This is a genomic window from Streptomyces sp. NPDC051207, assembly GCF_040682395.1.
GTDB lineage: Bacteria > Actinomycetota > Actinomycetes > Streptomycetales > Streptomycetaceae > Streptomyces.
Genome location: NZ_JBFBAX010000007.1, coordinates 51,306 through 77,161, shown reverse-complemented (window position 1 = coordinate 77,161; position 25,856 = coordinate 51,306). Strand labels below are relative to the sequence as shown.

The following is a 25,856-nucleotide window of genomic DNA, read 5'->3' as shown; positions in this document are numbered from 1 at the left end:
CTCCGCCTCGACCGGGCCGTCGTCCTGCCGCAGGGCCCGTTCCCGCACGGCCCGCACCGCATGGTCCGCCCGCGCCGGGACCTCGTTTGAGCATTGTGCGGGGCGTCCGTAGAGAATGACCGGCATGGAGCTCAGCAGACGGACATTCGGTGCGCTGGCCGGCACGGCGGTGCTCGGCCTGGCACTGACCGGCAGTGCCATGGAGGGTCCCGGCACGCGCAGGGGAGGCCGGGTGGCCACGGGGCCCGCGCCGGAACCGCCCACGGCGGACGGCAGGCGGCACGACATAGACGTCGACCGGTACTCGCTCGTGGTCGACGGCAGACGCCTCGTGCTGTGGTCCGGCGAGCTGAGTCCGTTCCGGGTGCCGAGCCCGTCCCTGTGGCGGGACCTGCTCCAGAAGATGCGCGCCCACGGGTACAACGCGGTGAGCGTGCGGGTGCCGTGGAACTTCCACGCCTTCGGCCCCGGGAAGTACGACTTCACCGGGCCCCGGAACCTGGACCTGTTCCTGCGGCTGGCCGCCGAGGCCCGGCTGTACGTGCTGCTGCGGCGCGGCCCCTCGATCGGCGCCGACGTGGACGCCGGAGGGCTGCCCGGCTGGCTGGCGGGGCGGGCGCGGGGCGACGACCCGGAGTACCGGCGGCACGTGGACGACTGGCTCGCCGCGGTGGACCGCGTGACCGTCCGGCACCTGTACGCCGAGGGACGCGGGACCGTGCTGCCGTACTGGATCACGGACCTGGTGCGGGAGAGTCGCAGCGGGCCGCCCGACGTGTGGGGCGGGCCGGGCTACGCGGCGCTGCGCCGGTCCCACGACGCGGCCCGCGAACGGCGGGCGCTGCTCGCCGGGTTCGGCGGCCGGCCCGCGCTGCACGGCACCCGCCCGGCGTTCGGGGGCACCTCCTGGGGCTGGCTGCCGTCGTCGGGCCACTACACGTCGTACGACTGCGCGGCGCCCTTCGACGAGGCCCGCAACGCCACGCCCAAGCTCGCCGCGGCGCACCAGCTCGGCCAGCTGCTGCGGACCGTGCCCGACCTGGCCCGGCTCGACCGGGCGCCCCGGGTGCGCGCCTCCGACCGGAGGGTGGCCGTGACCCACCTGCGCAACCCGGACACCGGCGCCCACTTCTACGTCCTGCGCAACGACTCCGCCGAGCCGGTCTCCACCCAACTGCCCCGCACGCCCGTCGACACGCCGGTCACCGTCCCGGCCCGGGACGCCAAGCTGATCGCGGCCGGGGTGCGGCTGGCCGGGCGGAAGATCGCGTACTGCACGGCGCAGCCCATGCTGGCGCGGACCGTCGGTGGCGTGGACCTCGTGGTGTTCGCGGGCCGCCACCGCGAGATGGCGCAGGTCGTCGTGGAGTATCCCGAGGAGCCGGTGCCGACCCGGATGGACGCCGAGGCGGCCTGGGCGTTCAGCGACGGCCGGCTGCACGTGACGGTGCCGCTCGGGGTGGGCGGCCTGTGCCGGGTGCGGGTCGACGGCGGCGGCTTCGACCGGCCGCTGCTGCTGGTCTTCGCCGACGACGCCGCGTCGCTGCGGCTGTGGCCGTACGACACACCGGACGGTCCGCTGCTGGTGTACGGCCCGGCGCTGCTGCGCAAGGCCGCCGTGCGGGGCCCGGTGGTGCGGCTGACCGGCGACACGACCGGCGAGACCGGCCTGGAGGTGTGGGGGCCGGCCGGGACCGGTGACGTGCGCTGGAACGGACGCCCGGTGCCGACGGTGCTCAGCCGCTCCGAGAGCCTGGTGGCGGAGCGGCCGCTGCCGGGCGCGCCCCGGCCCGCGCTGCCCGCGCTCGACGGCTGGCGGCGCCGCACGGAGAACCCCGAGTCCGACCCCGGCTTCGACGACAGCGCGTGGCGGCCCGCGGACAAGAGGACGTCCGGCAGTACGACACCCGTGCCGGACGGGCAGCCGGTGCTGTTCGCCGACGACTACGGCTTCCCGTACGGCGACGTCTGGTACCGGGGCCGCTTCACGGGCGCCGAGGGCGTGCGGTCGGTGTCCCTGGCCTACCGCACCGGCACGCAGGGGCTGCTGATGGCCTGGCTGGACGGCCGGCCGCTCGGCACCCACCGGATGCCCGTCCCGGACCGGGACTCGCCCGGCACGTGGGCGGCCACCGCCCGCTTCGAGGTGCCGCAGGCGTCCCGCACGGGCGGCCCGCACGTGCTGTCCGTCCTGGTGCGGCCCATGCAGCACGACCAGGACGGCACGGCGGCCCGCGGCCTGACCGGGGTCACCTTCGAGGGCGCCTCCCCGGACGTCGGCTGGCGCATCCAGGGCACGGCGGAACCGGACCCGGTGCGCGGGCCGGTGAACAACGGCGGCCTGTACGGCGAACGGCACGGCTGGCACCTGCCCGGGCACGACGACACCGGCTGGGAGGAGGCCGAACTGCCGCGCCGGGACCGGCGGCAGGGCGTCACCTGGTACCGGACGCGGTTCCGGCTGGACATCCCGGCGGGCGTCGACGCGTCGGTCGGGCTCACCCTGGACGACGACGAGGACCGCGCCTGGCGCGCCCAGATCTTCCTCAACGGCTGGAACCTGGGCCAGTACGTCAACGACGTCGGCCCGCAGCACACGTTCGTCCTGCCCAACGGCATCCTGCGCACCCGCGGCGGCAACACCCTCGCCCTCGCGGTGCTGTCCGACGGCACCACCCCGTCGGGCCCGCGTGACGTGCGGCTGACGCTGCTGGGCCGCGCGGCCGGAGGAGTGCCGGTGGCACCGGTCGACTCCCCCGGCCGCTGAGCGTGGCTACGCCAGCCGGATCACGTTCCAGGACAGCGGCTCCAGCGTCGCCGTGAGCGTGCCGTCCGCCAGGGCCGTGCCGTCGACCGGGTGGGGGGTGACCCGCTCGGGCTCCGCGAGGGTGTTGCGGGCCTCCGGGTCGGCGTCCGCGAGGGCGCTGTGCTCCACGACCCGCGTCAGGTCGAGGCCGGCCAGGGCGACTTCCAGGGGCAGCGGCTCGGTGCGGCTCCGGTTGACGGCGAAGACGGTGACCGTGCCGTCCTCGGCGCGCACGGCGGTGGCGTGCAGCAGGTCGGCCTCGCCGTACTTCTTCGTCTCGTACGTCGGCGAGTCCACCCGCACGTCGAGGACCTGGCCGCGCCCGTACCGGGAGGCCTGCGCGAACGGGAAGAACGTCGTCTGCCGCCAGGCCGGACCACCCGGCTCGGTCATGATCGGGGCGATCACGTTGACGAGCTGGGCGAGGCAGGCGACGGTCACGCGGTCGGCATGCCGCAGCAGGGCGATGAGGAGCGAGCCGAAGACGACGGCATCGGTGACGCTGTAGTTGTCCTCCAGCAGGCGCGGCGCCTCGGGCCAGTCCAGGGCGCCGACCTCGGCCTCGGTCCGGGACAGGTACCAGACGTTCCACTCGTCGAAGGAGAGGTTGATCCTCTTCTTCGACTTCAGGCGGGCGCCGACGTGGTCGCAGGTCGCCACGACGTTCTCGATGAAGGACTCCATGTCGACGGCGGACGCCAGGAAGGAGTCGACGTCACCGTCCAGCGGCTCGTAGTAGGCGTGCAGGGAGATGAAGTCGACCAGGTCGTACGTCTCCTTCAGGACCGTCGCCTCCCACTCGGCGAAGGTCTCCATGGACTGCCCGGAGGAGCCGCAGGCGACCAGTTCCACACCCGGGTCGATCTGCCGCATGGCGCGGGCGGTCTCGGCGGCGAGCCTGCCGTACTCCTCGGCGGTCTTGTGGCCGGTCTGCCAGGGGCCGTCCATCTCGTTGCCGAGGCACCACAGCCGGATGCCGAAGGGGTCCTTGTCGCCGTGCGCGGCACGGAGGTCGGACAGGGCCGTGCCCGAGGGGTGGTTGGCGTACTCCTGGAGCTCGATGGCCTCGGCGACACCGCGGGTGCCGAGGTTGACCGCCATCATCGGCTCGGCCTGCGGGCCGACCTTCTTCAGGAACGCGATGAACTCCGACAGGCCGAAACGGTTGGACTCCGTGGTGCGCCAGGCCAGGTCCAGGCGGCGGGGGCGGTCCTCGACCGGGCCGACGGAGTCCTCCCACTTGTAGCCCGAGACGAAGTTTCCGCCGGGGTAGCGGATGGCGGTGACGCCGAGTTCCCTCACCAGGTCCAGGACGTCCTGGCGGATGCCGTCCGCGTCCGCGGTGGGGTGGTCCGGTTCGAAGATGCCGGTGTAGACGCAGCGGCCGAGGTGTTCCACGAAGGAGCCGAAGAGGCGGGGGTTCACGTCGGCGACGGTGAAGGCCGGGTCGAGAGTGAAGCGGGCGGTGTGCATGGTCGCCTTTCCAGGGGTGGTTCTTGTTCGTCGGTGCGTGCGGGTGCGTGGTGGCCTGTCGCGCCCACGCGGCGGAGCCGCACATGGACGCCGCCCCGCGCCCCCAGGGCCTGTCGTTTGGATCAGCCTGGCCGTGATGCGCTGTGCCTCCGGGCCGACCCGAGCGGGGTCTGGTGCGTGCAGCTGCAAGGCGGAGGAGGGAGTCGACGCGGAGCGTCGGCGAGTGACGACAACGCCGCAGATGTGCGTACCAGACCCCGCGACGCCGGGATGATCCAAACGACAGGCCCTAACGGAGGCTCGGCCAGCCGTCCGGCTTCCAGCTGAGCCTGTTCAGGCCCAGCTTGGGCGTGCCGTTGTCCGCTGCGTCGTAGTAGTGGTACGCCAGCCAGTCCTCGCCCTTGTTCTTGAAGACGGACTGGCCGCCCGGGCCGATGAAGCGGCCGTGGCCCTTCAGGAGGAGGTCGCCGCCGCCCTCCAGGAGCGGCTTGCCGGTGCTGTCGACGTAGGGGCCGGTGACCGAGGTGGAGCGGCCCACCTTGATCTTGTACGTGGAGTTCACGCCGGAGCAGCAGGCGTCGTGGGAGGCGAAGAGGTAGTAGTGGCGGCCGTGCTTGACGATGTACGGGCCCTCGACGGCGTAGGGCGCGTCGGGGCGGGTCGCCAGGTGGTGGACGGTGGCGCCGGGGACGGCCTTGCCGGTGACGGGGTCGAGTTCGACCATGCGGATGCCGGTCCAGTAGGAGCCGAACGACATCCACAGCTTGCCGCCGGACCTGATCAGGGCCGGGTCGATGGCGTTCCACTGGTCGGTCGTCTCGGAGGAGAAGGCCTTGCCGTGATCGGTCCAGGTGCCGGGCAGGCCGGTCGCGGAGGTGGCGACGCCGATCGCGGAGTGGTTGGTGCCCCACGAGGACACGGCGTAGTACAGCCAGTACCTGCCGTCCCGGTAGGAGAGGTCGGGCGCCCACGGGTCGCCCGTGTCGTTGTACTCGTACCACCACGTCGGCGGCTCGGCGAAGGCGTTGCCCGCGTCCTTCCAGTGCCGCATGTCGTCCGAGAGGCGGGCGCCGATGACGCCGCCGGTCGAATAGGCGACGTAGCCGCCGGACTTGAGGCGGGCGACGGTCGGGTCGTGGATGATCTGCTGGCCGGTGATCGGCAGCGGGTCGGGGTGGGAGGTGTCGGCGTGGGCCGTGGCCGGGAGCAGGGCGACGAGGGCCGCGGCGAGCACCGCCGCCGTTCTGAGGGACTTCAACTGGGATCTCCTGACAGGGGGTTCACTGGCCGGCGAGGCCGGTGTGCGCGACACCCGCCACGATCTGGCGCTGGAAGAAGACGAAGACGACGATCAGCGGCAGGCCCGCCATCAGGCCGCCGGCCATGAGCTGGGCCCACTGGATGCCGTAGGAGTTCATGACCGTGGCGATGCCGTTCGGCATGGTCATCAGGTCGGGGTTGTTGGTCACCATGTACGGCCACAGGAAGTTGTTCCACGAGGCGATGAAGGTGAAGATGCCGACCGCGGCGAGGGAGGGGCGGGACAGCGGGAGCACGATGGTGAAGAAGACCCGCCAGCGGCCCGCGCCGTCGATGAACGCGGCCTCCTCCAGTTCGCGGGGGATGCCCTGGAAGAACTTGTAGAGGATGTAGACCATCGCGGCGGGCGCGCACTGCGGCAGGATCATGCCCCAGTAGGTGTCCACCATCCCCATCTGCTGGACGGTCGTGAACAGCGGCACGCCGAGCACGGCGGGCGACACCATCAGCCCGGCCATCACGAGGCCCAGCAGCGCCTTCTTGCCGCGGAACTCGGTGCGGGCGAATCCGTATCCGGCGAGCGCGCTGACCACGAGCACGACGGCGGTCACGCACACCGAGACGACCAGGGAGTTGACGAACCAGTTGGTGATGTTGCCCGTCTCGAACAGGGCCTTCCAGGCCTGGCCCGTCCAGACCTCGGGCAGCCAGTGCGGCGGGATCTGCGCGGCCTCGGCCTCCGACTTGAACGAGGTCAGCAGGGCCGCGGCGATCGGCGCCACGAAGACGGCGGAGACGGCGACGCCGAGCACCGTCAGGACGATCTGGCCGGGCGTCCAGGAACTGCGGGGCTTGAGCCGGATGCCGGTGACGCTCATCGGGCGCCCTCCTCACGGGTGCGCAGCAGCCACATCCGCGCCAGGGCGACGACTGCGATGATCACGAAGAAGATGATGGACATCGCGGAGGCGTAGCCCACGCGGTAGCTGGTGAAGCCCTGTTCGAGGGTGTACTGCACGAAGGAGCGGGTGCTCAGCTCCGGTCCGGGGCCGAAGTCCATCATCACGACGGCCTGGTCGAACAGCTGGAGCGAGGCGAGGATCTGGAGCGCGATCACCAGGCCGGTGATGTTGCGCAGCAGCGGCAGGGTGATGTGCACCATGCGGTGCCAGGCGTTCGCGCCGTCCAGCTTCGCGGCCTCGTACAGGTGGGCGGGGATGCCCTGGAGGGCGGCGAGGTAGAGCAGGAAGCTGAAGCCGACCGTCCACCACAGGGTGGTGATGACGATGGCGAGCATGGCGTACGACTTGTCGGTCAGCCAGGGCGTCTCGATGCCGAGGGTCTCGTTGAACAGGCCGATGCCCTGGGTGAACAGCCACTGCCACATGTTGGCGGCGACGGTCGACGGCAGCAGGAACGGGGCGAAGAAGCACAGCCGCCACAGCCACTTCCCGCGCTCGATGTGGTGCGCGAGCATCGCCAGCAGGAAGGCGAGGAGCGTGATGCAGGGCACGACGAGGAACGTGAAGTACGCGCTGTGCCCGAGCGCGTCCCACATCGCGGTGTCGTTCAGTGCCTCGCGGTAGTTGTCGAGGCCGACGAAGGCGGTGTTCTCGCCGGAGACGTTGGCGTTCGTGAAGCTGAGGTAGACGCCGCGCAGCAGCGGCCAGATCACGAACAGCGCGAACAGCGCCAGGAACGGGGCGACGAACCAGCCCCCGTGCTGGAAGCCCTGCTTGCGGCGGACGGTCGCGGTGGCCGTGGCGGTTCTGGCCCGGGCCGGGGCGACGACGGTTTCGGCGCTGGTGGTCATGCGACGGCACCTCCCTGCGCGGCTGTGGTGCCGTCCATCGGGTTCTTCGAGGCGAGGAGCGTGGTGAGCCGGGCCTTCATGCGCTGTGCGACGGCGGCGGGCCGGGCGGAGCCCGTCGTGGAGGAGACGACGACGGGGCCGAGGTCCTGGGCGAGGACGCCGGTGGAGCCCGCGAACCACACCTTGGGCTCGGTGGCCTGGTGGTCCATGGCGCTCACGTACTCGTTCTGCGGCGCGAGTTTCTGGTAGCCGGGCGTGGTCAGGGTCGGGGTGTAGGCGGGGATGTGGCCGCCTCCGGCCCAGGCCTGGGCGTTGCGCACGACGTAGGCGGCGAGCCGGTGGGCGCCCTCGTTGGCGGGGCCGCCGCGGCCGGCCTGGTGGGGCAGGACGAAGGCGTGCGACTCGGCGTGGGTGGCCTGCTTGCCGAAGACGGGCGGCAGCGGGGTCGCGCCGTAGTCGAGCTCGGCGCCGGAGAACACCGGCACCGACCAGTTGCCCTCCCAGGTGAAGGGGGCACCGTTGACGAACTGCTCGCCGGTCGGCGCGCCCGGGATGGTGTACCCGTCGGTGACGTGCTGCCGCAGGAACTCGAGGACCTGGGTGGCCTTGTCGACGTCGAAGGTGACCTCGGTGTTGGCGGCGTTGAACCAGGTGCCGCCGAGCTGGGTGTAGAAGGCGACGAAGAACCACCACTGGAAGTTCTGGTCGTTGGTCCACAGGCCGATGGTCTGCAGGCCCTTCTTGGTGACCTTCTTCGCCTTCTTCAGCACGTCGAACCACTCGGCGGTGGAGGTCACCTGGACCATCCTGCCGTCGTCGCCGAGCAGCCCGGCCCTGCCCAGCACGTCCTTGCGGTAGAAGCAGAGCTGTACGTGGATGTCGAGGGGCAGGGCGTAGAGCTTGCCGTCGATGACGGCGCGCTTCCACAGCTCGGGGTTGAAGTCGGCTTCCTTCACGCCGTACTTGGCGAGCAGCCCGACGTCCCAGGGGTCGAGGAGCCGGCCGGGTGAGAAGCCGGTGACCCGGCCGAGGTGCATGACGCCGAGGTCGGGTGCGCGGTTGCCCGCGGCGGCCATGGCGAGCTTGGTGTAGAAGGGGTTGCCCCACTGGAGGGTGGAGTCCTTCACGTCGATGCCGGGGTTCTCCTCACGGAAGGCGTCCAGCATCGCGATCATGTTGTAGCCGTCGCCGCCGCTGAAGAGGTTCCAGTAGCGCACGCGGGTGTCCGCACCGGAGGCGAGCGCGTCGGCCCCGGTCCCGAGCGCCGCGAAGCCGAAGCTTCCGGCGACGGTCAGCCCGCCGATTCCGGCGAGAAGGTGCCTGCGACTGAGGCCAGGTCGTCCCATGCCCTGCCCTTACTGTTCGAAAGTGCCGTTCACATTGCTGTGCGGGATTGCTGTTCTGTCGTTCGAGATTTCGAATGATGCTCGTAACTTCGAACGGGACCGTAGGTTCGTTGAGCGTGCGCGTCAATGGCTCCGGCAAAACTTTCAGAAACCCCGTGGCCCGGGGCCGACCGGACGACGTGGCACGCAGTGCACCGGCCCCACTGCACGCAGTGCACGGCCTGCCGGAGGACATGACGGCGGCAGTTCCGGCCGCGTAGTCTCCGAGCAGGCCGCCGCCCGGCGGCGAGAAGGGGGTGCGATGGTGTTGGCGGGCGCGCTCAGGAGGGCGTCCCGGGTCGCCCCGGCGCTACGGCGCCCGAGGAGCGGCTCCGCCCTGCGCGACCTGGCGTCCGACCTGGCCGGCGCGGTCCGCTCCGGACCCCGGGCCCCGGCCGGCGTGCGGGACCTGTGCCGGGCCCTGTGCGAGGAGATGAGCGCGCGGCGCGGCGGGCGGCGCGTCGAGCTGCGCTTCGAACGCTTCCCGGACGAGATCGAAGTGACCGGGCTGTGGGTGGAGTTCCAGGACTTCGACCTCGTCATCGTGGAGGAACGCGCCGAGGCCCTCCAGCAGTTGGTCATCCTCGGCCACGAGCTGTGGCACCTGCACGCGGGCCACGGCCACCACCACGCCGTCGGCACGGCCGCCGCCCGCGCCCTCGCCGGCGCCCCCGACTGGCACGACGGCGCCCTGACCGTCGCCGCCCGCAACGGCTCCCGCGAGGCCGACGAGGCGGAGGCCGACGACTTCGGGCACCGGCTGGCGGCGGCGCTGCGGCCGTACCTGCACGGCGAGGGCGGCGGCACGGCCCCCGGCCCGGTCCAGAGGTCCCTCGGCTACCGCGGACGCGGAGGTACGGCGCGGTGACGCTCGCGTCGGAACCCGCCGAGTGGTTCAGCGGGCTGCCGATCTCCTTCTGGCTGCCCGCCCTGGTGCTGGGCGCCGCCCTGGCGCTGAAGCTGCCCACCATCGTCAAGATGTGGCGGGACCCGCTGCTGCGGGCCGTCGGCGGGCTGCTGCTGTTCGGCTGCGCGGTGTTCGTCTTCGCCGCGCCCGGCACCATCGCCTGGACCAACCGCGTCACCGGCGTGCCGAACATCTCGGCGCCGTGGGTGTACTCCCTGCTGACCGTGCTCAGCGCGTCCTGGCTGCTGCTGATCATCGCCTGGCGCAACGGCCTCGACGCCCGCTCCGACCAGACGCGGCGCGCGACCCGCTGGGTGGTGTCCGTCTACGCCGGGGTGGTCGCCACCCTGTGGATCCTGTTCTGGCTCGCGGACGCGCCCGTGGAACGCCTGCGGGACCTCGACACGTACTACGCCAACACGCCGTTCATGCGCGAGCAGATCCTGCTCTACCTGACCGCGCACACCGTGGCCTGCGCCATCACGGCCCGGCTCATCTGGAACTGGATCCGCACCGACGGGCTCGACGGCTGGCTGCGCGCGGGCCTGCGCTTCCTGGGCGTCGGATACGCCTCGAACCTGTTCTTCGACGCGTCCAAGCTCACCGCCGTCGCCGCCCGGTGGACCGGCCACGACCTGGACTGGCTGAGCACTTACGTGGCGCCCTCGGCCGCCTGCGTCTCGGCCACCCTCGTCGCCGTCGGCTTCATCATCCCGCACGCCGGCCAGTACCTCCAGGAACAGTGGCGGGTCCGGCTCGGGCACCGGCGGCTGCGCCCGCTGTACCGGCTGATGCGGACCGTCACCGGCCGGCGCGAGCCGTACGCGCTGCGCGCCACCGCCCCGCTGCGGCTGATCCGCCGCGAGACGTTCATCCGCGACGGGCTGCTCCAGCTGTCCCGGTACCTCGACGAGGACCTGCGCGGCCGGGCCGAGGAGGCCGCCCTCGCCCTCGGCCATCCCCCGGCGCGGGCCCGCGCCCTCGCCGCCGCGGTGACGATCCTGGACGCCGCGACCGCCCGGGAGCGGGCCCCGGGGAGCGACGGCGCGGGCGCGGGCTCCCCGGCCGGCCCCGACACGGCGTACCTGCTGCGGGAGATCCGGGACGTGTCCCGGGCCCTGCGCCGTCCCGACGACCTCCAGGCGGTGCGCGCCCGCGCGACCGCACCGGCAGAGAGCGTGCCCGCGCATGAGTGAACGTCCCGACCCCGCCAGAACCGCCGTCGTCCTCGGCGGTTCCCACACCGGCATGCTCGCCGCGAGCGCCCTGGCCGGGTGCGCCGACCGTGTCGTGGTGGTCGACCGGGACGTGCTGCCCGCCGGGCCCGAGCCCCGCAGGGGCCTGCCCCAGGCGCGCCACGCGCACATGCTGTGGTCGGGCGGCGCCCTCGCCGTCGAGGAACTGCTGCCGGGCAGCACGGCGGCGCTGCGGGACGCCGGTGCGCGCCGGCTGCCGGTCACCACGGACGTGGTGGCCCTGTCGGCGCAGGGCTGGTTCCGGCGCTGGCCCGAGTCGCACCACGTGATCCTCGCGGGGCGCGACCTGCTGGACGCCACGGTCCGCGCCCGGGTCCTCGCCGACGACCGGATCGAACTGCTCCCCCGCACGGAGGCACGGGGCCTGACGGGAACCGCCGCCGCCGTCACGGGCGTACGCGTCCGCGACAGCGACGGCACCGAGCGCACCCTGCCGGCCGGTCTGGTCGTGGACGCCACGGGGCGCGGCTCGGGCGCGGCCCGGTGGCTCGCCCGCCTCGGGCTGCCCGCGCCCAGGCAGCGCGAGGTCGACTCCGGGCTCGCCTACGCCAGCCGCCTCTACCTCGCGCCGCCCGACGCCCGCGACGGGTTCCCGGTCGTCAACGTGCAGCCCGACCCGCGCGAGGGCGGCCCCGGCCGGGCGGGCTTCCTGCTGCCCGTCGAGGACGGCCGCTGGATCGTCACCCTCTCCGGCACGCGCGGCGGCGAACCCTCGCCCCGCAACGACGACTTCGTGGCCTTCGCCCGCGACCGGCTGCGCCACCCCGTCATCGGCGAACTGCTGGAGCGCGCCGAACCCCTCTCCGACGTGTGCTTCACCCGCTCCACCGCGAACCGGCGCACCTTCTACGAGCGGATGCCGGCCTGGCCCGAGAACTTCACCGTCCTCGGCGACGCGCTCGCCGCGTTCAACCCCGTCTACGGCCACGGCCTGTCGGTCGCCGCCCAGTGCGCGCTCGCCCTGCGGGACGTGACACGCCGGCACGGCTGGGGCACGCCGGGGCTGGCGCGCCGCGTCCAGAGGGCGGCGGCCCGGCCGGTCGCCGCCGCCTGGGACCTCGCCATCGGGCAGGACGTGTTCTACCCGGGCGCGAGCGACAGCGGCCCCACCCTGCGCGACCGCCTCGTCGCCGCCTACGTCGACCGCCTGATGCTCACGGCCACCGGCAACGGCCGCATAGCCCGCCGCGTGACCGACGTGACGTCCCTGCAGCGCCGGGCGGAGACCCTGCTGACGCCGAGCATGCTGCTGGCCGCGGCGGTGGGCCCGCTCAAGCCCCGCCTGACGTCGCCGCCGCTGACGGCGGAGGAGCGGAAGGCGGCGGGGCTGGTGTAGGCGGCGGGCCCCCGTGGTGGCCGGGGCCGGGTGGCGGCCGGGCCGCTCGGCCGCAGCCGCCGTACCGGTCGGCCGGCGGGCAGCTCAGCCCGCGAACGGCGGTTGCGGCAGGCCCTGCCCCGCGCCCGGGACCACCAGCAGTGAGCCCGACAGCGGTCCGGGTGCGTCAAGGCCGACGCGGGCCGTCGTGACGTACAGGTCGGTCAGGCCGGGGCCGCCGAAGGCGCAGGCGGTCACGCGCGGCACCGGCAGCTCGATCACCCGGTCCAGCACCCCGTCCGGCGTGTAGCGGCGTACCGCCGCGCCGTCCCACAGGGCGACCCACACGCAGCCGTCGGCGTCGACGGTGAGGCCGTCGGGGAACCCCGCGCCCTCCTCGATCTCCGCGAGCGGACGCCGGCCGGAGACGCGCCCGCCGCCGTCCCCGTCGTAGTCGAAGACGTCGACGCGGCGCGTGGGTGAGTCGATGTAGTACATCAGCCGCCCGTCGGGGCTCCACCCGGTGCCGTTGCTGACGGCCACGCCGGGCAGGACGACCTCGACCGTGCCGTCCCCGGTGACACGGGACAGCGTGCCACCGCCGGGCGCCTCGTCGTACCGCATGGTCCCGGCCCACAGCGCCCCGTCGGGTGCCACGGCCGCGTCGTTGGCGCGGCGGCCGGGGACGGTCTCCCGGTGCAGCCAGCGGAAGCCGCCGTCGGGGTCGAGCAGGCCGATGCCGTCCCGGAGGTTCAGGACCAGCCCGCCGCCCGCGCGGGGCTTGACCGCACCGACGTGCTGTTCCGTCGTACGGACCGTGCGCCGCCCGGACGCCGGGTCGTAGCCGTGCACGCGGGAGCCGAGGATGTCGATCCACAGCAGCCGTCCGGCCGCCGCGTCCCACGTGGGCCCCTCGCCGAGCGTGGCCTCGGCCCGTACCGCCACCTCGTAGCCGCTCATGCGACGCTCCGGTGGCCGAGCCGCTCCGACAGGTCGGCGGCGCCCTTGACGGCGAGTTCCTGCAGCTCGGCGAGGCGGTCCTCACTCCAGCGGATCATCGGCACGGAGATGGACAGCGCGGCGACGACCTGCCCGGTGCGGTCGCGCACGGGCGCGGCGACGCAGGAGACGTCCGGGTTGGACTCCCGGCTCTCCACGGCTATGCCGCGCTGCCGGATCTCCGCGAGGGCCTCGCGCAGCACGGCCGGGTCGGTGATGCTGTTCGGTGTCATCCCGGCCAGCTCGGCGTCGTCCGGGATGCGCGCGGCGAGTTCGTGCTCCGGGAGGGAGGCCAGCAGCATCTTGCCGACGGAGGTGCAGTGCGCGGGCAGCCTGCGCCCGGCCGCGGACACCATGCGCACGGCGTGCGTGGAGTCGACCTTGGCGATGTAGATGACGTCGGTGTCCTCCAGGATCGCCACGTGCACGGTCTCGTCGCAGGTCTCGGCGACGGTCCGGGCGACCTGCTGCCCCTCGGCGGCGAGGTCGAGCTGCTCGGCGTACCGGGCGCCGAGCTGGTACGGGCGTACGCCGAGCCGGTACCGTCCGGGCTGTCCCTGGACCTGGACGATGTACTTCCGGGCGGCGAGTGTGGTGACCAGCTCGTGCACCGTGGTGCGGGGCAGCTGGAGCCTGCGCACGATGTCGGGTGCGGAGAGCGTCCCGTCTCCGTCGAGGAAGAGCTCGAGTATGTCGAGAGCCCGGGTCACGGCTGGTACGAGTCGTCCCACGACCGGCCCCTCCCTAATAAGTCTCAGGCGCCTGCGTTCGAGATTTCAACAGGCGATCGGCATGACGAACACAGGCTAGTCACATCGCGTTTTGCCGGGCAATGGGCGGGGGCGGATCGGAGGACGCGGGCCCCCTCGGCGGAGATCCCGGTCCGGGGGCCTCGATTCCGGACATGCCGCACACCGGCACCAGTTGAGCATTACAGTCCTCCATGTGCGACGCGTCACATCGGTTCGCGTCGGTTCGCATCGGTTCACGTGGGTCGCACGGCAGACGGCCGGGGCAACGGGAGAGCCTCATGCCGTGAGTTGGGGATTTTGGGGGGTTTTGTGCAGGTCATGGTCAAGGGGTCGAACGTCGCGCTGTCGTCGCTGAGCGAGAGCGCCGGTTCGGTGATCCTCAGTCTCGAGTGGGCCAGCCAGAACGGCGAGGGCGACGCGGACGTGTCGGTGCTCCTGCTGGACGCGGACGGCAAGGTGCGCAGCGACGCGGACTTCTTCTTCTACAACAACCCGGTCGCCGCGGACGGCAGCGTCCAGCTCCTGGGCAAGAAGCCGACCGCGAACGGCAGCGAGGACCAGATCAGCTTCGACCTGACCGCCGTACCGGCCGGCGTCGAACGGATCGTGGTGGCGGCGAGCCGGTACGAAGGCGCCCGCTTCGGCGAGCTGGAGAACGTGCGGGCCACCCTGGCCGACGCGGCGGGCGAGGCCCTCCTGCGCTTCGTCATCGACGACGCGGACGCGGTGAGCGCGATCATCTTCGGCGAGCTGTACCGGCGCGCGCAGGAGTGGAAGTTCCGGGCCGTCGGCCAGGGCTACGACACGGGTCTCGCCGGACTGGCCTCGGACTTCGGCGTCGACATCGAGGACGACGCGGCGGCGGACCCGGACGCGGATCCGGCAGCGGCGGCGGCACAGGACACGGACGGTGCGGAGCGGCCGGGCGCGGCGCCCGCGGACACCGGAGCGGTGGCCGGGCCGCCGTCCCTGCTGGGGGCCGTGCCCGCGCCGCGCCGCCCCGCCGAGGAGCCGCCCGCGCGCAAGCGGGCCGCGCGTCCGCGCACCGCGAAGAAGAAGGTCACGCTGCCGAAGGCCGTCAAGCGGTCCCTGGCGGAGAACGAGTCCTGGAACGACGCCCGGCTCTTTCCCCTCACCGTCCTCAAGAGCGACCGGGACCGCGAGACCCGCGCCACGTCGGTGCTGCTGTCGGTGATGGCGCAGGTGCCGGAGTTCGGCAGAAGGCTCACGGCGCCGTTCGGCGCCCCGGCCGGCCGCATGGAGACGTTCACCGAGGTCACCCTGGCGCACGGCGACACCCCGCGGCGCCCCGACGGCGTGATCCGCGTGGAGCGGGCCGGCAAGCTGTGGACGGCCCTGGTGGAGACCAAGACCAACGGCAACGCGCTCAGGTCCGACCAGGTGCAGGCGTACATGGACATCGCCGCCCGCCGCGGCTACGAGGCCGTCGTCACGCTCTCGAACGACGTCGCGCTGGAAGGCAGTCCGCTGGTCGACGTGAAGACCGACGGCAGACGCAAGCACAAGGTGGCCCTGTGGCACCTGTCCTGGGCCGAAGTCACCCACCAGGCGCAGCTGCTGATCCGCCACGAGGGCGTGGGCAACGCGGCGCACGCGTGGCTGCTCCAGGAACTGCTGCACTACCTCCAGCACGAGAACTCCGGCTGCCACGGCTTCCAGAACATGGGCCCGGCCTGGGTCCCGGTCCGCAACGGCATCGACACCGAAACCCTCTGCCAGGGCGACGCGCGCGCCCTCCAGGTGGTCGAGAGCTGGGAGCGTCTCGTCCGGCAGGTGTGCCTGCGGCTCGGCGGCGAACTGGGGCAGAAGGTGCTGCCGGTCCAGCGCACCCGGCGCGGCACCGACCCCGGCACCCGCCGCGCCCTGCTGGCCGACCAGCTCTGCCTCGACGGCAGGCTGCACGCCGAGCTGCGCATCGACGACGCCCCCGGCCTGATCGGCATCGCCGCGGACCTGCGCACCGGCAAGCTGCGCACGTCCGTCGACATCCCGGCACCCGAGCAGGGCTACCCGCTGTCCTGGGCCAAGCGCCTCGTCCGCCGCCTCGCCGAGGCACCGGCCGACCTGCACGTCGAAACGCTGGTCGACACCGCGACCGGTGGCCCCCGGGGCACCTTGGAACGCCTGCGTCCGGAACCGGCCGACATGCTGCCGAAGGACGCCGCCGTGGGGATCACCGGCTTCCGCCTGTCCCTCTTCAAGGGCATGGGGAACAGCCGCGGCAACGCCGAAACCGGCTTCATCCGCAGCGTGGACGATGCCGTGCAGCGCTTCTACAGCACCGTGGTGGTCCACCTCGACCGCCCCGCGCCCCGGCGCAGCTCCTCCCGGGAGCCCGCCGAGGCGGGATGAGCGCGGGGACGGCCCGGAGTGCCGGTGGCTGTGCCGGGCCGGTGACGCCGGTGCCCGTACCGCTACCGGGGATGCCGGTGGCGGTGGCCGTTTCGCTGTCGCCCGTGCGGACCGGTGGGTGACGATGGGACGCATGTCCTCCGCGAAGCGCCCCGCCCATCCCGCCGGACCGTTCACGCCGGCCGACTTCCAGCTGGTGCTGCTGCGCCGCATGGCCGATCACAACCCGGACCTGGTGGAGGGCGCCCGGCACGAGCTGGGCGCGTCCGTCGCGGACATGCGGGAGGCCAACCGGCGCTGGCAGGCGATGGTCCGCTCCCCGCGCTCCCGGTCGGCCGCGAGCAGGTACCGCTCGGTGCTGGGCGAGCCCGAGGCGGTGGAGCGGCGCCGGGTCGGCGACCTGGACTGCGAGGCCCGCCTGTGGCGGTTGCCGCTCTGGCCGGACCTGCGCTTCGAGGTGCTGCTCGCGCCGGACGGCGGCGTCTGGAACGAGTGGCTGGTCCGCGCGCCGGGCGCCCGGCCGCCCACGCTCACCGCCCTGGAGGATCTGACGCCCTGGTCGTGCACCATCGACGAGGCGGCCCGCGCCTTCTCCCCCGCCCGCCCCCTCCAGGGCTCGGCCCCCACCCGCTGGGGCCTGGCCTTCACCGCGCCGGACCGCGGGGGCGTGCGGCACGAGGTGGCCGCCGAGTTCACCTGGGGCCTGCTCCAGCGGACGGCGGTCAGCGGCGAGCGGCCCTGAGCAGCGCCGCCACCACCCGCGGCACCGACGCCGTGTGCAGCGCCAGGAAGAAGTTCGGCTCCACCAGCTCCAGCTCCATCACCACCGGCTCACCGTCCTGGCCGGTCACCAGGTCGACGCGGGCGTACAGCAGCTCCGGCCTGCCCGGTACGGCGGCCAGGGCCCGTTCGGCGACGGCCACTTCGGCGGCGGTCGGCGTCCAGGCCTCCAGACCCGGGTGGGCGACCTTCTGCGCGTCGTAGGGCGTGCCGGGTACCAGGACGGCCCCCTTGCGGGCGGCGTGCAGCAGCCGCCCGTCGAGGAACACCAGGGCCCGCTCGCCGTCCGTGTCGATGCTCCCGACGTACGGCTGGACCATCGCCGTGAACCCCTCGGCGTGCATCCGTGCGACCTGCGCGGCGGCCGTCTCCCGCTCGCCGGGTCCGTACCGCGCGGCGAACCGGGCGCCCGCCCCGGAGGTGGGCTTGACGACGTACTCGTGGTCGCCGTCGGGCAGGCCGAGCGGGTCACCGGGGGCGACGTACCGGGTGGGCACGACGGGCACCCCGGCCGCGGCCAGCTCCCCGAGGTAGCGCTTGTCGGTGTTCCAGCGGACGACCCCGGCCTGGTTGCGCAGCCGCGTGGCCTCCCCGCAGGCGTCGGCCCACGCCGTGAACTCGGCGGCGCGCCAGCTGTAGTCCCAGGTGGACCGTACGACGGCGAGGTCGAAGGCGCCCCAGTCCACGCCGGGGTCGTCCCACACCGGCGCCGACGCCTCCGCCCCGGCCTCCCGCAGGGCCCCCACCAGCAGCGGAAGATCCGGGTCGGCGCTGACGCCGGGGCCGGGGCGGCAGGTGACGAGAGCGATGCGGGGCATGGAGGGCTCCTCCGGGGCGGGTGATCGGACGGGACGCCGGGCCGGCGGACGGGCCGCCCGGCGGACGGCTGACGGACCGGGCCGCCCGGCTGACGGGCGGGGCGAACAGCCGGCCTCACGGCAGGCGGCCGTACGGCAGGCACACCGCGGGACCAGGCGACCGAGTGGCCTGGCGACCGTGCGGCAGGCAACCACAAGGCAGGTGACCGTGCGGCAGGCAACCGCAAGGCGGGCGACCGTGCGGCAGGCTAACAGCCCGGGCCGGTCCGCCCGTCCGGCTTTAATGGTCGAGCCCGGCGTGGGTAGGCCTGCGGACGAAGACCGCACACCGTTCACGACAGCCGGTCCCCGGCAGCTAAGGAGTCCGACGCGTGTCCACTCTCTTCCCGGCCCTGACCGACGGCCCGCCCGGCCGGCCCGCCCTGCGGTTCGGGGAGCGGTCCCTGACGTACGGGGAGCTGGGCGCCGCCGCCGGCGCGCTCGCCGGGCGGATCGGCGGGGCCGGGCGGGTCGCGGTGTGGGCGACCCCCGTGATGGAGACCGGCGTCGCCGTGGTCGCGGCGCTGCTCGCCGGGGTGCCCGCCGTGCCGCTCAACCCGAAGTCGGGCGAGAAGGAACTCGGGCACATCCTGTCCGACAGCGCCCCCTCGCTGGTCCTGGCCGCCCCCGGCGACGACCTGCCCGCCGCGCTGCGGGGCCTGGAACGCGTCGACGTCGACATACGGGAAACGGGACCCCTGCCGGAGGACCGCGCGGGCGACGGCGACCCGGCGCTCGTCGTCTACACGTCCGGCACGACCGGCCCGCCGAAGGGCGCCGTCATCCCGCGCCGGGCCGTCGCGGCCACCCTGGACGCCGTCGCCGACGCCTGGCAGTGGACCGGGGACGACGTCCTGGTGCACGGGCTGCCGCTGTTCCACGTGCACGGGCTGGTGCTGGGCATCCTGGGCCCGCTGCGGCGCGGCGGGGCGGTGCGGCACCTCGGGCGGTTCAGCACGGCCGGGGTCGCCGCGGAACTGGGGTCGGGGGCCACCATGCTGTTCGGGGTGCCGACGATGTACCACCGCATCGCGGAGACCCTGCCGGACGACCCGGAGCTGGCCAAGGCGCTGGGCCGGGCCCGGCTGCTGGTGTCCGGTTCGGCCGCGCTGCCCGTGCACGACCACGAGCGGATCGCGGCGGCGACGGGCCGCCGGGTCGTCGAGCGGTACGGCATGACGGAGACGCTGATGAACACCAGCGTCCGCGCGGACGGCGAGCCGCGCGCCGGCACGGTCGGCGAGCCGCTGCCGGGCGTCGAGCTGCGGCTCGTGGAGGACGACGGCACGCAGATCACGGCGTACGACGGGGAGAGCGTCGGGGAGATCCAGGTGCGCGGCCCGAACCTGTTCACGGAGTACCTGAACCGGCCGGACGCGACGGCGGCGGCGTTCACGGCGGACGGCTGGTTCCGGACCGGTGACATGGCGGTCCGCGACCCCGACGGGTACGTCCGCATCGTCGGCCGGAAGGCCACCGACCTGATCAAGAGCGGCGGCTACAAGATCGGCGCCGGGGAGATCGAGAACGCGCTGCTGGAGCATCCGGGGGTGCGGGAGGCGGCCGTCACCGGGGAGCCCGACCCGGACCTGGGCGAGCGGATCGTCGCGTGGGTCGTGCCGGCCGATCCGCAGGCACCGCCGACGCTGGAGGAGCTGGCCGGTCACGTGGCCCGGCGGCTCGCACCGCACAAGCGGCCCCGGGTCCTGCACCACCTCGGCGCGCTGCCCCGCAACGACATGGGGAAGATCATGAAGCGGACGCTGCGCCATGACTGAACGCGGCTCCGCCCGCGCCACGCTCGCCCTCGTCACCGACGACTTCGCCGAACTCCCCCGCCCCTCGGGCGAGTTCCGACCCGACGGCCCGCTCGGCTGGCAGGGCTACGACGCCGCCCGTGCCCGCGCCGCCGGGCGGACCGGCGAGGAGGAGTCCGTCGTGTGCGGCACCGGGCACGTGGGCGGCGTGCGGGCCGTGCTGACCGCGTTCGAGTTCGGCTTCCTCGGCGGCTCGCTCGGCGAACGCACCGGGGACCGGCTGGAGGCGGCGTACACGTACGCGCGTGAGCACCGGCTGCCGGTCGTGCCGCTGGTCGCCACCGGAGGCAGCCGCATGCAGGAGGGCATGCTCGCCCTCACCCAACTCCAGCGCGCGGCGCGGCAGTCGGAGCTGACCCGGCGGGCGGGGCTGGCGCAGATCGCGGTGGTGCGGGACCCGACGACCGGGGGCGGCTGGGCCACCCTCGGCGCGGGCGCGGACGTCACCCTCGCGCTGCCGGGCGCGCAGGTCGGCTTCGCGGGCTCGCGGGTCCGGCCGCCGGACGCGGACCCGGCCGCGTACACGGCCGAGGCGCAGGTCGCGGCGGGCTCGGCGGACGCGGTGGTGGCCCCCGGGGAGCTGCGGGACACGCTGGCGCTGTGGCTGCGGCTGCTGACCTCGCCGTCCGCCGACCCCGCGCCGCCGCCCCGGCCGCTCGGCGCGACCGGCCTGCCGGACACCGGCTGGGACGCCGTACGGCGGGCCCGCTCGCCGCGCCGGCCGCGCGCCGGGGCCTACCTGGACGCCTACTTCACGCGCCGTGTCGCCCTCAGCGGCGACCGCTGCGGCGGCACCGATCCGGGCGGGATGCTGTGCGGGTTCGGCGAGCACGAGGGCCGTACCGTCGCGTACGCCGCGCAGACCGGGACGGCGACCCGCCCGGCCGGCTACCGCACCGCGGCCCGGCTGATCCGGCTCGCGGACCGGCTCGGCATCCCGGTGCTGACGCTGGTGGACACGCCGGGCGCCGCCAACGACGGGGAGGCCGAGCGGCAGGGCGTGGGCCCCGCCGTCGCGGACCTGTTCGGCGCGGTGGCCGCCGCGGGTACGCCGGTCACCACGCTGGTGATCGGCGAGGGCGGCTCGGGCGGCGCGCTGGCGCTGGCCGCGCCGGGCAACACGTGGGCCACGCCGGACAGCTACTTCTCGGTCATCGCCCCGGAACTGGCGGCAGCCATCCTGAAACGCCCACCCGGGGAGGCCCCCGCCATCGCCGGCCAACTCCGGATCCGGCCGCAGGACCTGGCGGAGCTGGGGGTGATCCGGGGGCTGTCGTGAGCTGGGCGGGGGCGCGGGGCGCGGACTGGCGGAGGGTCCACGGGCTGACGGGGGGGCGCGGGGGCGTGATGGTCGGCTCGCGAGGGTGGACGGCGGTCGCCCCGCAAAACCCCCCGTTCGGCCGCACCCCGCCCGGCCCCCTCAGAAATGCGCCCCCGCCCGTGCGCCCGCACGATGCGAGGGAGGCCCCCCACCCCGGTGGCCCCACGGTCTGTGCTCTCGGGAGGAACCGCCATGACCGCCAGTCTGGAGCAGCTGCGCCGCTGCCACTTCGCCGTCGACCTCGGTGCGGCGCGGACGCGGGTGTACGTCAAGGGCGCCGGGCTCGTCGTGGACCAGCCGTCCGCCGCCGCCGTCAACACCAGGACCGGCGCGCTCATCGCGGTCGGCGAGTTCGCGGAGAAGATGACGGGCCGCACCCCCGGCTACATCCGCGTCGTCCGCCCGGTCTCCGGCGGCTCGGTCGTCGACATCGAGATGGCGCAGCGCATGCTGCGGCAGCTGCTCGGCGACAAGATGCGCCGCGCCCTGCGCCGCAAGCCCCGGCTGCGGGCCGCCGCCTGCACCCCGCACGACGCCGACCCGCTCGCCCAGCGCGCCACGATCGAGACGCTCGTCGGCCTCGGGGCGCGCCGCGTCGAACTGGTCGACACCCTCATCGCCGCCGCCGTCGGCTGCGGACTGCCCGTGGAACGGCCCGAGGCCACCATGATCATGGTGTGCGGGGCCGCCGCCACGCAGGTCGCGGTGCTGTCCCTGGGCTCCATCGTGACCGCCGAGCGCATTCCCGTCGGCGGTGAGGCGGTCGACCACGCGATCGTCCAGCACCTGCGCCAGCAGCACGAACTGGTCCTGCCCAGCCAGTCCGTACGCCCCCTCCAGCTCGCGCTGTCCGGCAACGGGCTCACCCCGAACGGCCCGGCCTCCACGGAGATCCACGGGCGGGACGTCGCCACGGGCCTCGCGCGTTCCGTACGGGTGGACACCGCCGCCGTCCGGGAGGCCATCCAGACCCCGCTGACCGCTGTCCTCGACGGCATCGGCAAGGTGCTGCGGGACTGCCCGCCCGATCTGGTGGCCGACCTCGCGGACCGCGGGATCATGATGGTGGGCGGCAGCGCGCTGCTGCCCGGCCTGGACGCGATGCTGCGGCAGGCGACCGGCATGCCGGTCCACATCGCGGAACGCCCGGACGTGTGCGCGGTGCAGGGCCTGGGCGCCATGCTGGAGGGCAAGATCGAGCCGATGGTCCTCGACCCGATGGCCGGCTGAACCCCTCTCCGGGCTGCCGCGCGGGGCCGGTGCCGGGCGCGGGACCGGCCCCGTCAGCGGGAGAACCAGCAGCGGATCGTGGTCCCCTCCTCACCCGTGCGCACCCGGACCAGGTCGGCCACCAGATTGACCAGCAGCAGCCCCCGGCCGCCCCGCTGGTCGCGGGGGGCGGGCAGGCGGCCGGCCAGTGGGTTGGTGATCCGGCCCCGGTCGACGACCTCGCACACCACCGCGTCCCCCTCGTCCCACACCCGCAGCACGCCCGACCCCCCGCCGTGCACCACGCTGTTGGTGGTCAGCTCGGCCGTCACGATCGCCACGTCCTCCAGCCGCACGCCCACCAGCCCGAGCCGCTCGCCCTCGCCGACGGCGACATGCCGGGCCCGGGTGAGGGTCTTCGCGTCGAAGGCGTACGTCAGGGCCCTCGGCGGGCCGGGCAGCGGCCGGTTCCAGCGGGCCACGACGCCCTCGGGGTCGTAGGCGGCGCTGGGCCGCTCCCGTCCGGCTCCGGCCGGGATGACGGTGGGGTGCGTGGCGTGCGCGTCGGCGAGGACCCGGGCGTCGAGGCGGCGGGCGTCGTAGGGGCACAGGATGGTCGCCGCGCGGCCCTGGAAGGCGGCGTTGATCAGCGCCTCGTGCTGGGCGCAGGCCGGGTACTCGGTGTCCGAGCGGCCGGGCCAGATCGGCTCGCCGATGATCCGCGCCCGGCGGCCGGGCGGCGTCGCGTCGGCGAAGGCGCGCAGCACGGCGGGGATGATCCGGCCGGGGTTGCGTCCGGCCTCGCGCATGTCCAGGAACCGCACCGCCCGGCCGTGCTCGCCGAGGGCGTCCCGGATGAGCCGCAGATGCTCGCCGGGCACCGCCACGGCCACGGGATCGCCGGCCTCCAGTCCGTCGCGCACGAAGGCGACCGTGCCCGCCAGGTACTCCCGCTCGTCCCGGTAGAACAGGGCGGGATGGGCGAACGGCCCGGGGGACGCCGCCGTTCCGGCCGGTCCGCGTGGCCCCAGCGTCCCCGAGAGGTCGCCGGGGTCGGCCACAGCACTCATGACACAGACACCTCGATCGCCGACAGACAGGGCACCGGAACGCCGGCTTCCCTCCCCCGCACGCGCTGCTCGCGGGCTGGGCCGCACGTACCCGACCGGTCGCGGGTCATTCCCCGTCCGGGGTGTACTACGCCATCCGGCGGGCAGGCGGAAGACCAGCCCCCGGGCACGCGGATGCCGTCCCCGTTCGCAGCGTTTCCCGCATCCGTGTACCCCGGGTGACGGGGGACGTGCGGGCCCCGTCCCGTACAAGATATTCGACAGTACGACAAGGCGGTGACATGACCTCTGCGGCATCTTCCTCTCTCGCAAGGCGGCTGAACACGCCGGCGTTCGACCGCCGCGTGGAACCGGACGGGCGGGCGACGCTCAGCCCGCGGGGTGAACTCGTCCACGGATGCGCGGACGCCCTCGCCGACGAGCTGGCCGCACTGCCGGACACCGTCCGCCGGATCGACCTGGACATGAGCGGCGTGGTCTTCATGGACACGGCCGGGCTGCAGTTCCTGGACGTGCTCGACGACCACCGGCACCGGCACGGCACCACGGTGACCACCGCGAACTGGCAGGGCCAGCCGCTCCGCATCCTGGAACTCGCCGGGCTGGACACCACCGACCCGCTGCGCGGCGACACCCGCCCCGCCCCGGGAACCCTCACCACGTCGGCGGTGGCCCAGGAGCGCGCCGAGCAGCTGCACGTGCTCCAGGAAGAGGTGGACCAGCTCCGCCAGGCGATCGCCTCGCGTCCGGTGATCGACCAGGCGCGCGGCATCCTCATGGCCACCCAGGCCTGCACGTCGGACGAGGCCTGGCACATCCTGCGGGAGACGTCCCAGCTGTCCAACACCAAGCTCCGCACGGTCGCCGAGGCCCTCACGGCCGGCGCCAAGCCGGACGGCCCGCCGCTGCCCCCGCACCTGAGCCGCGCCCTGCGCACGGCCCTCGGCCACCGCTGACCCCGGCACCCCGCGAGGCGCCCCGCCCTCGGCCACCGCTGACCCCCGGCTCCCCGCGAGGCGCCCCGTCCCCAGCCGCCGCTGCCCCCGGCCCACCGGGCACTCCACCTCGGCCCTCGCTGCCCCGGGCTCCACGAGAAGCCCCACCCCCGGCCACGCTGACCCCGGCCCACGGCAACCGGCGCCGCCGGCCCTCAGGAGGACTCCCGCACCACCAGTTCCGTGGGCAGCGTCATCTGCTGCCGCGACGCGCCGGATTCGGCGATCTCGGTCAGCAGGATGCGGGCCATCGTGCGGCCCAGTTCCTCCACGGGCTGACGGACCGTCGTCAGCGGCGGGTTGGTGTGCCGGGCGAGGACGGAGTCCTCGAAGCCGACGACGGCGACGTCACCGGGCACCCGCCGTCCCAGGCGCCGCAGTTCGGCGAGCGCGCCGACCGCCATGAGGTCGGAGGCCGCGAAGACGGCGTCCAGATCGGGGGCCCGTTCAAGAAGCGAACGCACCGCCCGGCCGCCGCCCTCCTCGGTGAAGTCCCCGTTCTCCACCAGGTCTTCGGGCGCCGCGACCCCGGCCTCCTCGTGGGCCGCGCGCCAGCCGGCGAGCCTGCTGCGGCCGACGTCCATGTCGAGCGGGCCGGTGATGGTGGCGACGCGGGTCCTGCCGCTGCGCAGCAGGTGCCGTACGGCCGCTGTGGCGCCTCCGGCGTTGTCGGAGTCCACGTAGCTGAGCCGCTCGCGCGCGTCGCGGCGGCCGGCCAGGACCGTGGGCAGGCCCATCTCCTCCAGGACGCCGGGCAGCCGGTCGTCGGCGTGCACGGAGACCAGCAGCACGCCGTCCACGCGGCGGGTCGCCACCGACTCGGTCAGCTGGTTCCGCTCGGCCTGGTCGCGCACGAGCATCAGCTGCAGCTGGGTGCGGGTCTCGGCGAGGGCGCCGCTGACGCCCCTGATCAGCGCGGCAAAGAACGGCTCGGAGCCGAGCCGGCTCTCCGACTCCGGGATCACCAGGGCCACCGCGTTGGTGCGGTTGGTCACCAGGCCGCGGGCGACGGAGTTCGGGACGTAGTTGAGTTCCTTGATCGCGGCGAGGACCCTGGCCCGCGCGTCGGCGCTGACCAGATCCGAGCCGTTGACGACACGGGAGACCGTCGTCCGGCCGACCCCGGCACGGGCGGCGACCGTTTTGATCGTGGGGCGGCGGTTGCCGGCCATGCTCTCCTCCGCTGCGATTCACCGCGACACGTCGGCCGCGGACATGACCAGCGGCAAGTCTGACAGACGCCGACGGCAATTCTGACAGACGCCGCCCGGTGCGCAGCACCCCCCGGACGGGCTCGGAACAAAAGCCCGTGCGGAGCAGTGCGTGCCATTTGCGTTCAAGTCATTGACAGATTCGCTCGCTACCAGGAGTCTTCCAACCGCGGTGGGAACGTGCCCATCCAGAGTTGGGCACGTTCCCACCCCCATCAGAGCCGCTGTCATCGCAGAACTCGTCACTCCGATGTGTC

At 73.8% G+C, this 25,856-nt stretch carries 20 protein-coding genes; 10 read left to right on the top strand and 10 right to left on the bottom strand.

Annotated features, from left to right (window positions below):
• Window positions 1-124: 124 nt before the first annotated feature.
• Window positions 125-2,767: a beta-galactosidase gene (locus tag AB0M97_RS09690; protein ID WP_365960213.1), complete on the top strand. Its 2,643-nt coding sequence runs from the start codon at window positions 125-127 to the stop codon at window positions 2,765-2,767.
• Between the two features lie 6 nt (window positions 2,768-2,773).
• Here the strand turns inward: AB0M97_RS09690 and AB0M97_RS09685 are convergent, their stop codons facing one another.
• The 5 genes from AB0M97_RS09685 to AB0M97_RS09665 form a co-directional block, all read right to left on the bottom strand.
• Window positions 2,774-4,279 (bottom strand): alpha-N-arabinofuranosidase, encoded by a 1,506-nt coding sequence (locus AB0M97_RS09685; RefSeq protein ID WP_365960212.1) that lies wholly within the window; start codon window positions 4,277-4,279, stop codon window positions 2,774-2,776.
• A 289-nt stretch (window positions 4,280-4,568) separates the two neighbouring features.
• On the bottom strand, window positions 4,569-5,537 hold the full coding sequence (locus tag AB0M97_RS09680) for an arabinan endo-1,5-alpha-L-arabinosidase (RefSeq protein ID WP_365960211.1): 969 nt from the start codon (window positions 5,535-5,537) through the stop codon (window positions 4,569-4,571).
• A 22-nt stretch (window positions 5,538-5,559) separates the two neighbouring features.
• On the bottom strand, window positions 5,560-6,417 hold the full coding sequence (locus AB0M97_RS09675; RefSeq protein WP_365960209.1) for a carbohydrate ABC transporter permease: 858 nt from the start codon (window positions 6,415-6,417) through the stop codon (window positions 5,560-5,562).
• The gene (locus AB0M97_RS09670) at window positions 6,414-7,352 is read right to left on the bottom strand and encodes a sugar ABC transporter permease (RefSeq protein ID WP_365960208.1); all 939 of its coding nucleotides are present in this window, start codon (window positions 7,350-7,352) and stop codon (window positions 6,414-6,416) included. The genes AB0M97_RS09675 and AB0M97_RS09670 overlap by 4 nt, the downstream gene beginning before the upstream one ends.
• Window positions 7,349-8,698, bottom strand: coding sequence for an extracellular solute-binding protein (locus AB0M97_RS09665; RefSeq protein WP_365960207.1), 1,350 nt, complete (start codon window positions 8,696-8,698; stop codon window positions 7,349-7,351). Before AB0M97_RS09665 ends, AB0M97_RS09670 begins: the two co-directional genes overlap by 4 nt.
• Window positions 8,699-8,999: 301 nt before the next feature.
• Between AB0M97_RS09665 and AB0M97_RS09660 the strand changes: the two genes are divergently transcribed.
• From AB0M97_RS09660 to AB0M97_RS09650, 3 genes are read left to right on the top strand one after another with little or no spacing between them, the layout of a single operon-like run.
• On the top strand, window positions 9,000-9,605 hold the full coding sequence (locus AB0M97_RS09660) for a toxin-antitoxin system, toxin component family protein (protein WP_365960206.1): 606 nt from the start codon (window positions 9,000-9,002) through the stop codon (window positions 9,603-9,605).
• Window positions 9,602-10,840 (top strand): MAB_1171c family putative transporter, encoded by a 1,239-nt coding sequence (locus tag AB0M97_RS09655; protein ID WP_365960205.1) that lies wholly within the window; start codon window positions 9,602-9,604, stop codon window positions 10,838-10,840. Before AB0M97_RS09660 ends, AB0M97_RS09655 begins: the two co-directional genes overlap by 4 nt.
• The gene (locus AB0M97_RS09650) at window positions 10,833-12,236 is read left to right on the top strand and encodes a pyridine nucleotide-disulfide oxidoreductase (RefSeq protein ID WP_365960204.1); all 1,404 of its coding nucleotides are present in this window, start codon (window positions 10,833-10,835) and stop codon (window positions 12,234-12,236) included. The genes AB0M97_RS09655 and AB0M97_RS09650 overlap by 8 nt, the downstream gene beginning before the upstream one ends.
• Before the next feature lie 84 nt (window positions 12,237-12,320).
• Here the strand turns inward: AB0M97_RS09650 and AB0M97_RS09645 are convergent, their stop codons facing one another.
• Together AB0M97_RS09645 and AB0M97_RS09640 are read right to left on the bottom strand one after the other, a co-directional pair.
• Window positions 12,321-13,175, bottom strand: a complete 855-nt coding sequence (locus tag AB0M97_RS09645) for an SMP-30/gluconolactonase/LRE family protein (protein ID WP_365960203.1) — start codon at window positions 13,173-13,175, stop codon at window positions 12,321-12,323.
• On the bottom strand, window positions 13,172-13,945 hold the full coding sequence (locus tag AB0M97_RS09640) for an IclR family transcriptional regulator (protein ID WP_365960202.1): 774 nt from the start codon (window positions 13,943-13,945) through the stop codon (window positions 13,172-13,174). Before AB0M97_RS09640 ends, AB0M97_RS09645 begins: the two co-directional genes overlap by 4 nt.
• Window positions 13,946-14,284: 339 nt before the next feature.
• On the opposite strand from AB0M97_RS09640, the gene AB0M97_RS09635 reads away from it, so the two are divergent.
• Both AB0M97_RS09635 and AB0M97_RS09630 read left to right on the top strand, forming a co-directional pair.
• Entirely contained in the window at window positions 14,285-16,339 is a 2,055-nt protein-coding gene (locus AB0M97_RS09635) for a TerD family protein (RefSeq protein ID WP_365960201.1), read from the top strand.
• Window positions 16,340-16,463: 124 nt separating this feature from the next.
• Window positions 16,464-17,081, top strand: a complete 618-nt coding sequence (locus AB0M97_RS09630; RefSeq protein WP_365960200.1) for a hypothetical protein — start codon at window positions 16,464-16,466, stop codon at window positions 17,079-17,081.
• Here AB0M97_RS09630 and AB0M97_RS09625 read toward each other — a convergent pair.
• On the bottom strand, window positions 17,062-17,937 hold the full coding sequence (locus tag AB0M97_RS09625; protein ID WP_365960199.1) for a hypothetical protein: 876 nt from the start codon (window positions 17,935-17,937) through the stop codon (window positions 17,062-17,064). The two genes, AB0M97_RS09630 and AB0M97_RS09625, sit on opposite strands and share 20 nt — an antisense overlap.
• A gap of 371 nt (window positions 17,938-18,308) precedes the next feature.
• Here AB0M97_RS09625 and AB0M97_RS09620 point away from each other — a divergent pair, with 371 nt between their 5' ends.
• The 3 genes from AB0M97_RS09620 (at window position 18,309) to AB0M97_RS09610 (ending at window position 22,344) form a co-directional block, all read left to right on the top strand.
• On the top strand, window positions 18,309-19,754 hold the full coding sequence (locus AB0M97_RS09620; protein WP_365960198.1) for an acyl-CoA synthetase: 1,446 nt from the start codon (window positions 18,309-18,311) through the stop codon (window positions 19,752-19,754).
• Window positions 19,747-21,072 (top strand): carboxyl transferase domain-containing protein, encoded by a 1,326-nt coding sequence (locus AB0M97_RS09615; RefSeq protein WP_365960197.1) that lies wholly within the window; start codon window positions 19,747-19,749, stop codon window positions 21,070-21,072. The genes AB0M97_RS09620 and AB0M97_RS09615 overlap by 8 nt, the downstream gene beginning before the upstream one ends.
• A 234-nt stretch (window positions 21,073-21,306) precedes the next feature.
• Window positions 21,307-22,344 carry a rod shape-determining protein gene (locus AB0M97_RS09610; RefSeq protein WP_365960196.1) on the top strand — a complete coding sequence of 346 codons (1,038 nt, stop codon included), beginning with the start codon at window positions 21,307-21,309 and terminating at the stop codon, window positions 22,342-22,344.
• Between the two features lie 53 nt (window positions 22,345-22,397).
• On the opposite strand, the gene AB0M97_RS09605 is transcribed toward AB0M97_RS09610, so the two are convergent.
• On the bottom strand, window positions 22,398-23,393 hold the full coding sequence (locus tag AB0M97_RS09605) for an anti-sigma factor RsbA family regulatory protein (RefSeq protein WP_365960195.1): 996 nt from the start codon (window positions 23,391-23,393) through the stop codon (window positions 22,398-22,400).
• A gap of 281 nt (window positions 23,394-23,674) precedes the next feature.
• On the opposite strand from AB0M97_RS09605, the gene AB0M97_RS09600 reads away from it, so the two are divergent.
• Window positions 23,675-24,349 (top strand): ANTAR domain-containing protein, encoded by a 675-nt coding sequence (locus AB0M97_RS09600; protein WP_365960194.1) that lies wholly within the window; start codon window positions 23,675-23,677, stop codon window positions 24,347-24,349.
• A 194-nt stretch (window positions 24,350-24,543) separates the two neighbouring features.
• Here the strand turns inward: AB0M97_RS09600 and AB0M97_RS09595 are convergent, their stop codons facing one another.
• Window positions 24,544-25,560 carry a LacI family DNA-binding transcriptional regulator gene (locus tag AB0M97_RS09595; RefSeq protein ID WP_365960193.1) on the bottom strand — a complete coding sequence of 339 codons (1,017 nt, stop codon included), beginning with the start codon at window positions 25,558-25,560 and terminating at the stop codon, window positions 24,544-24,546.
• Window positions 25,561-25,856 lie beyond the last annotated feature (296 nt).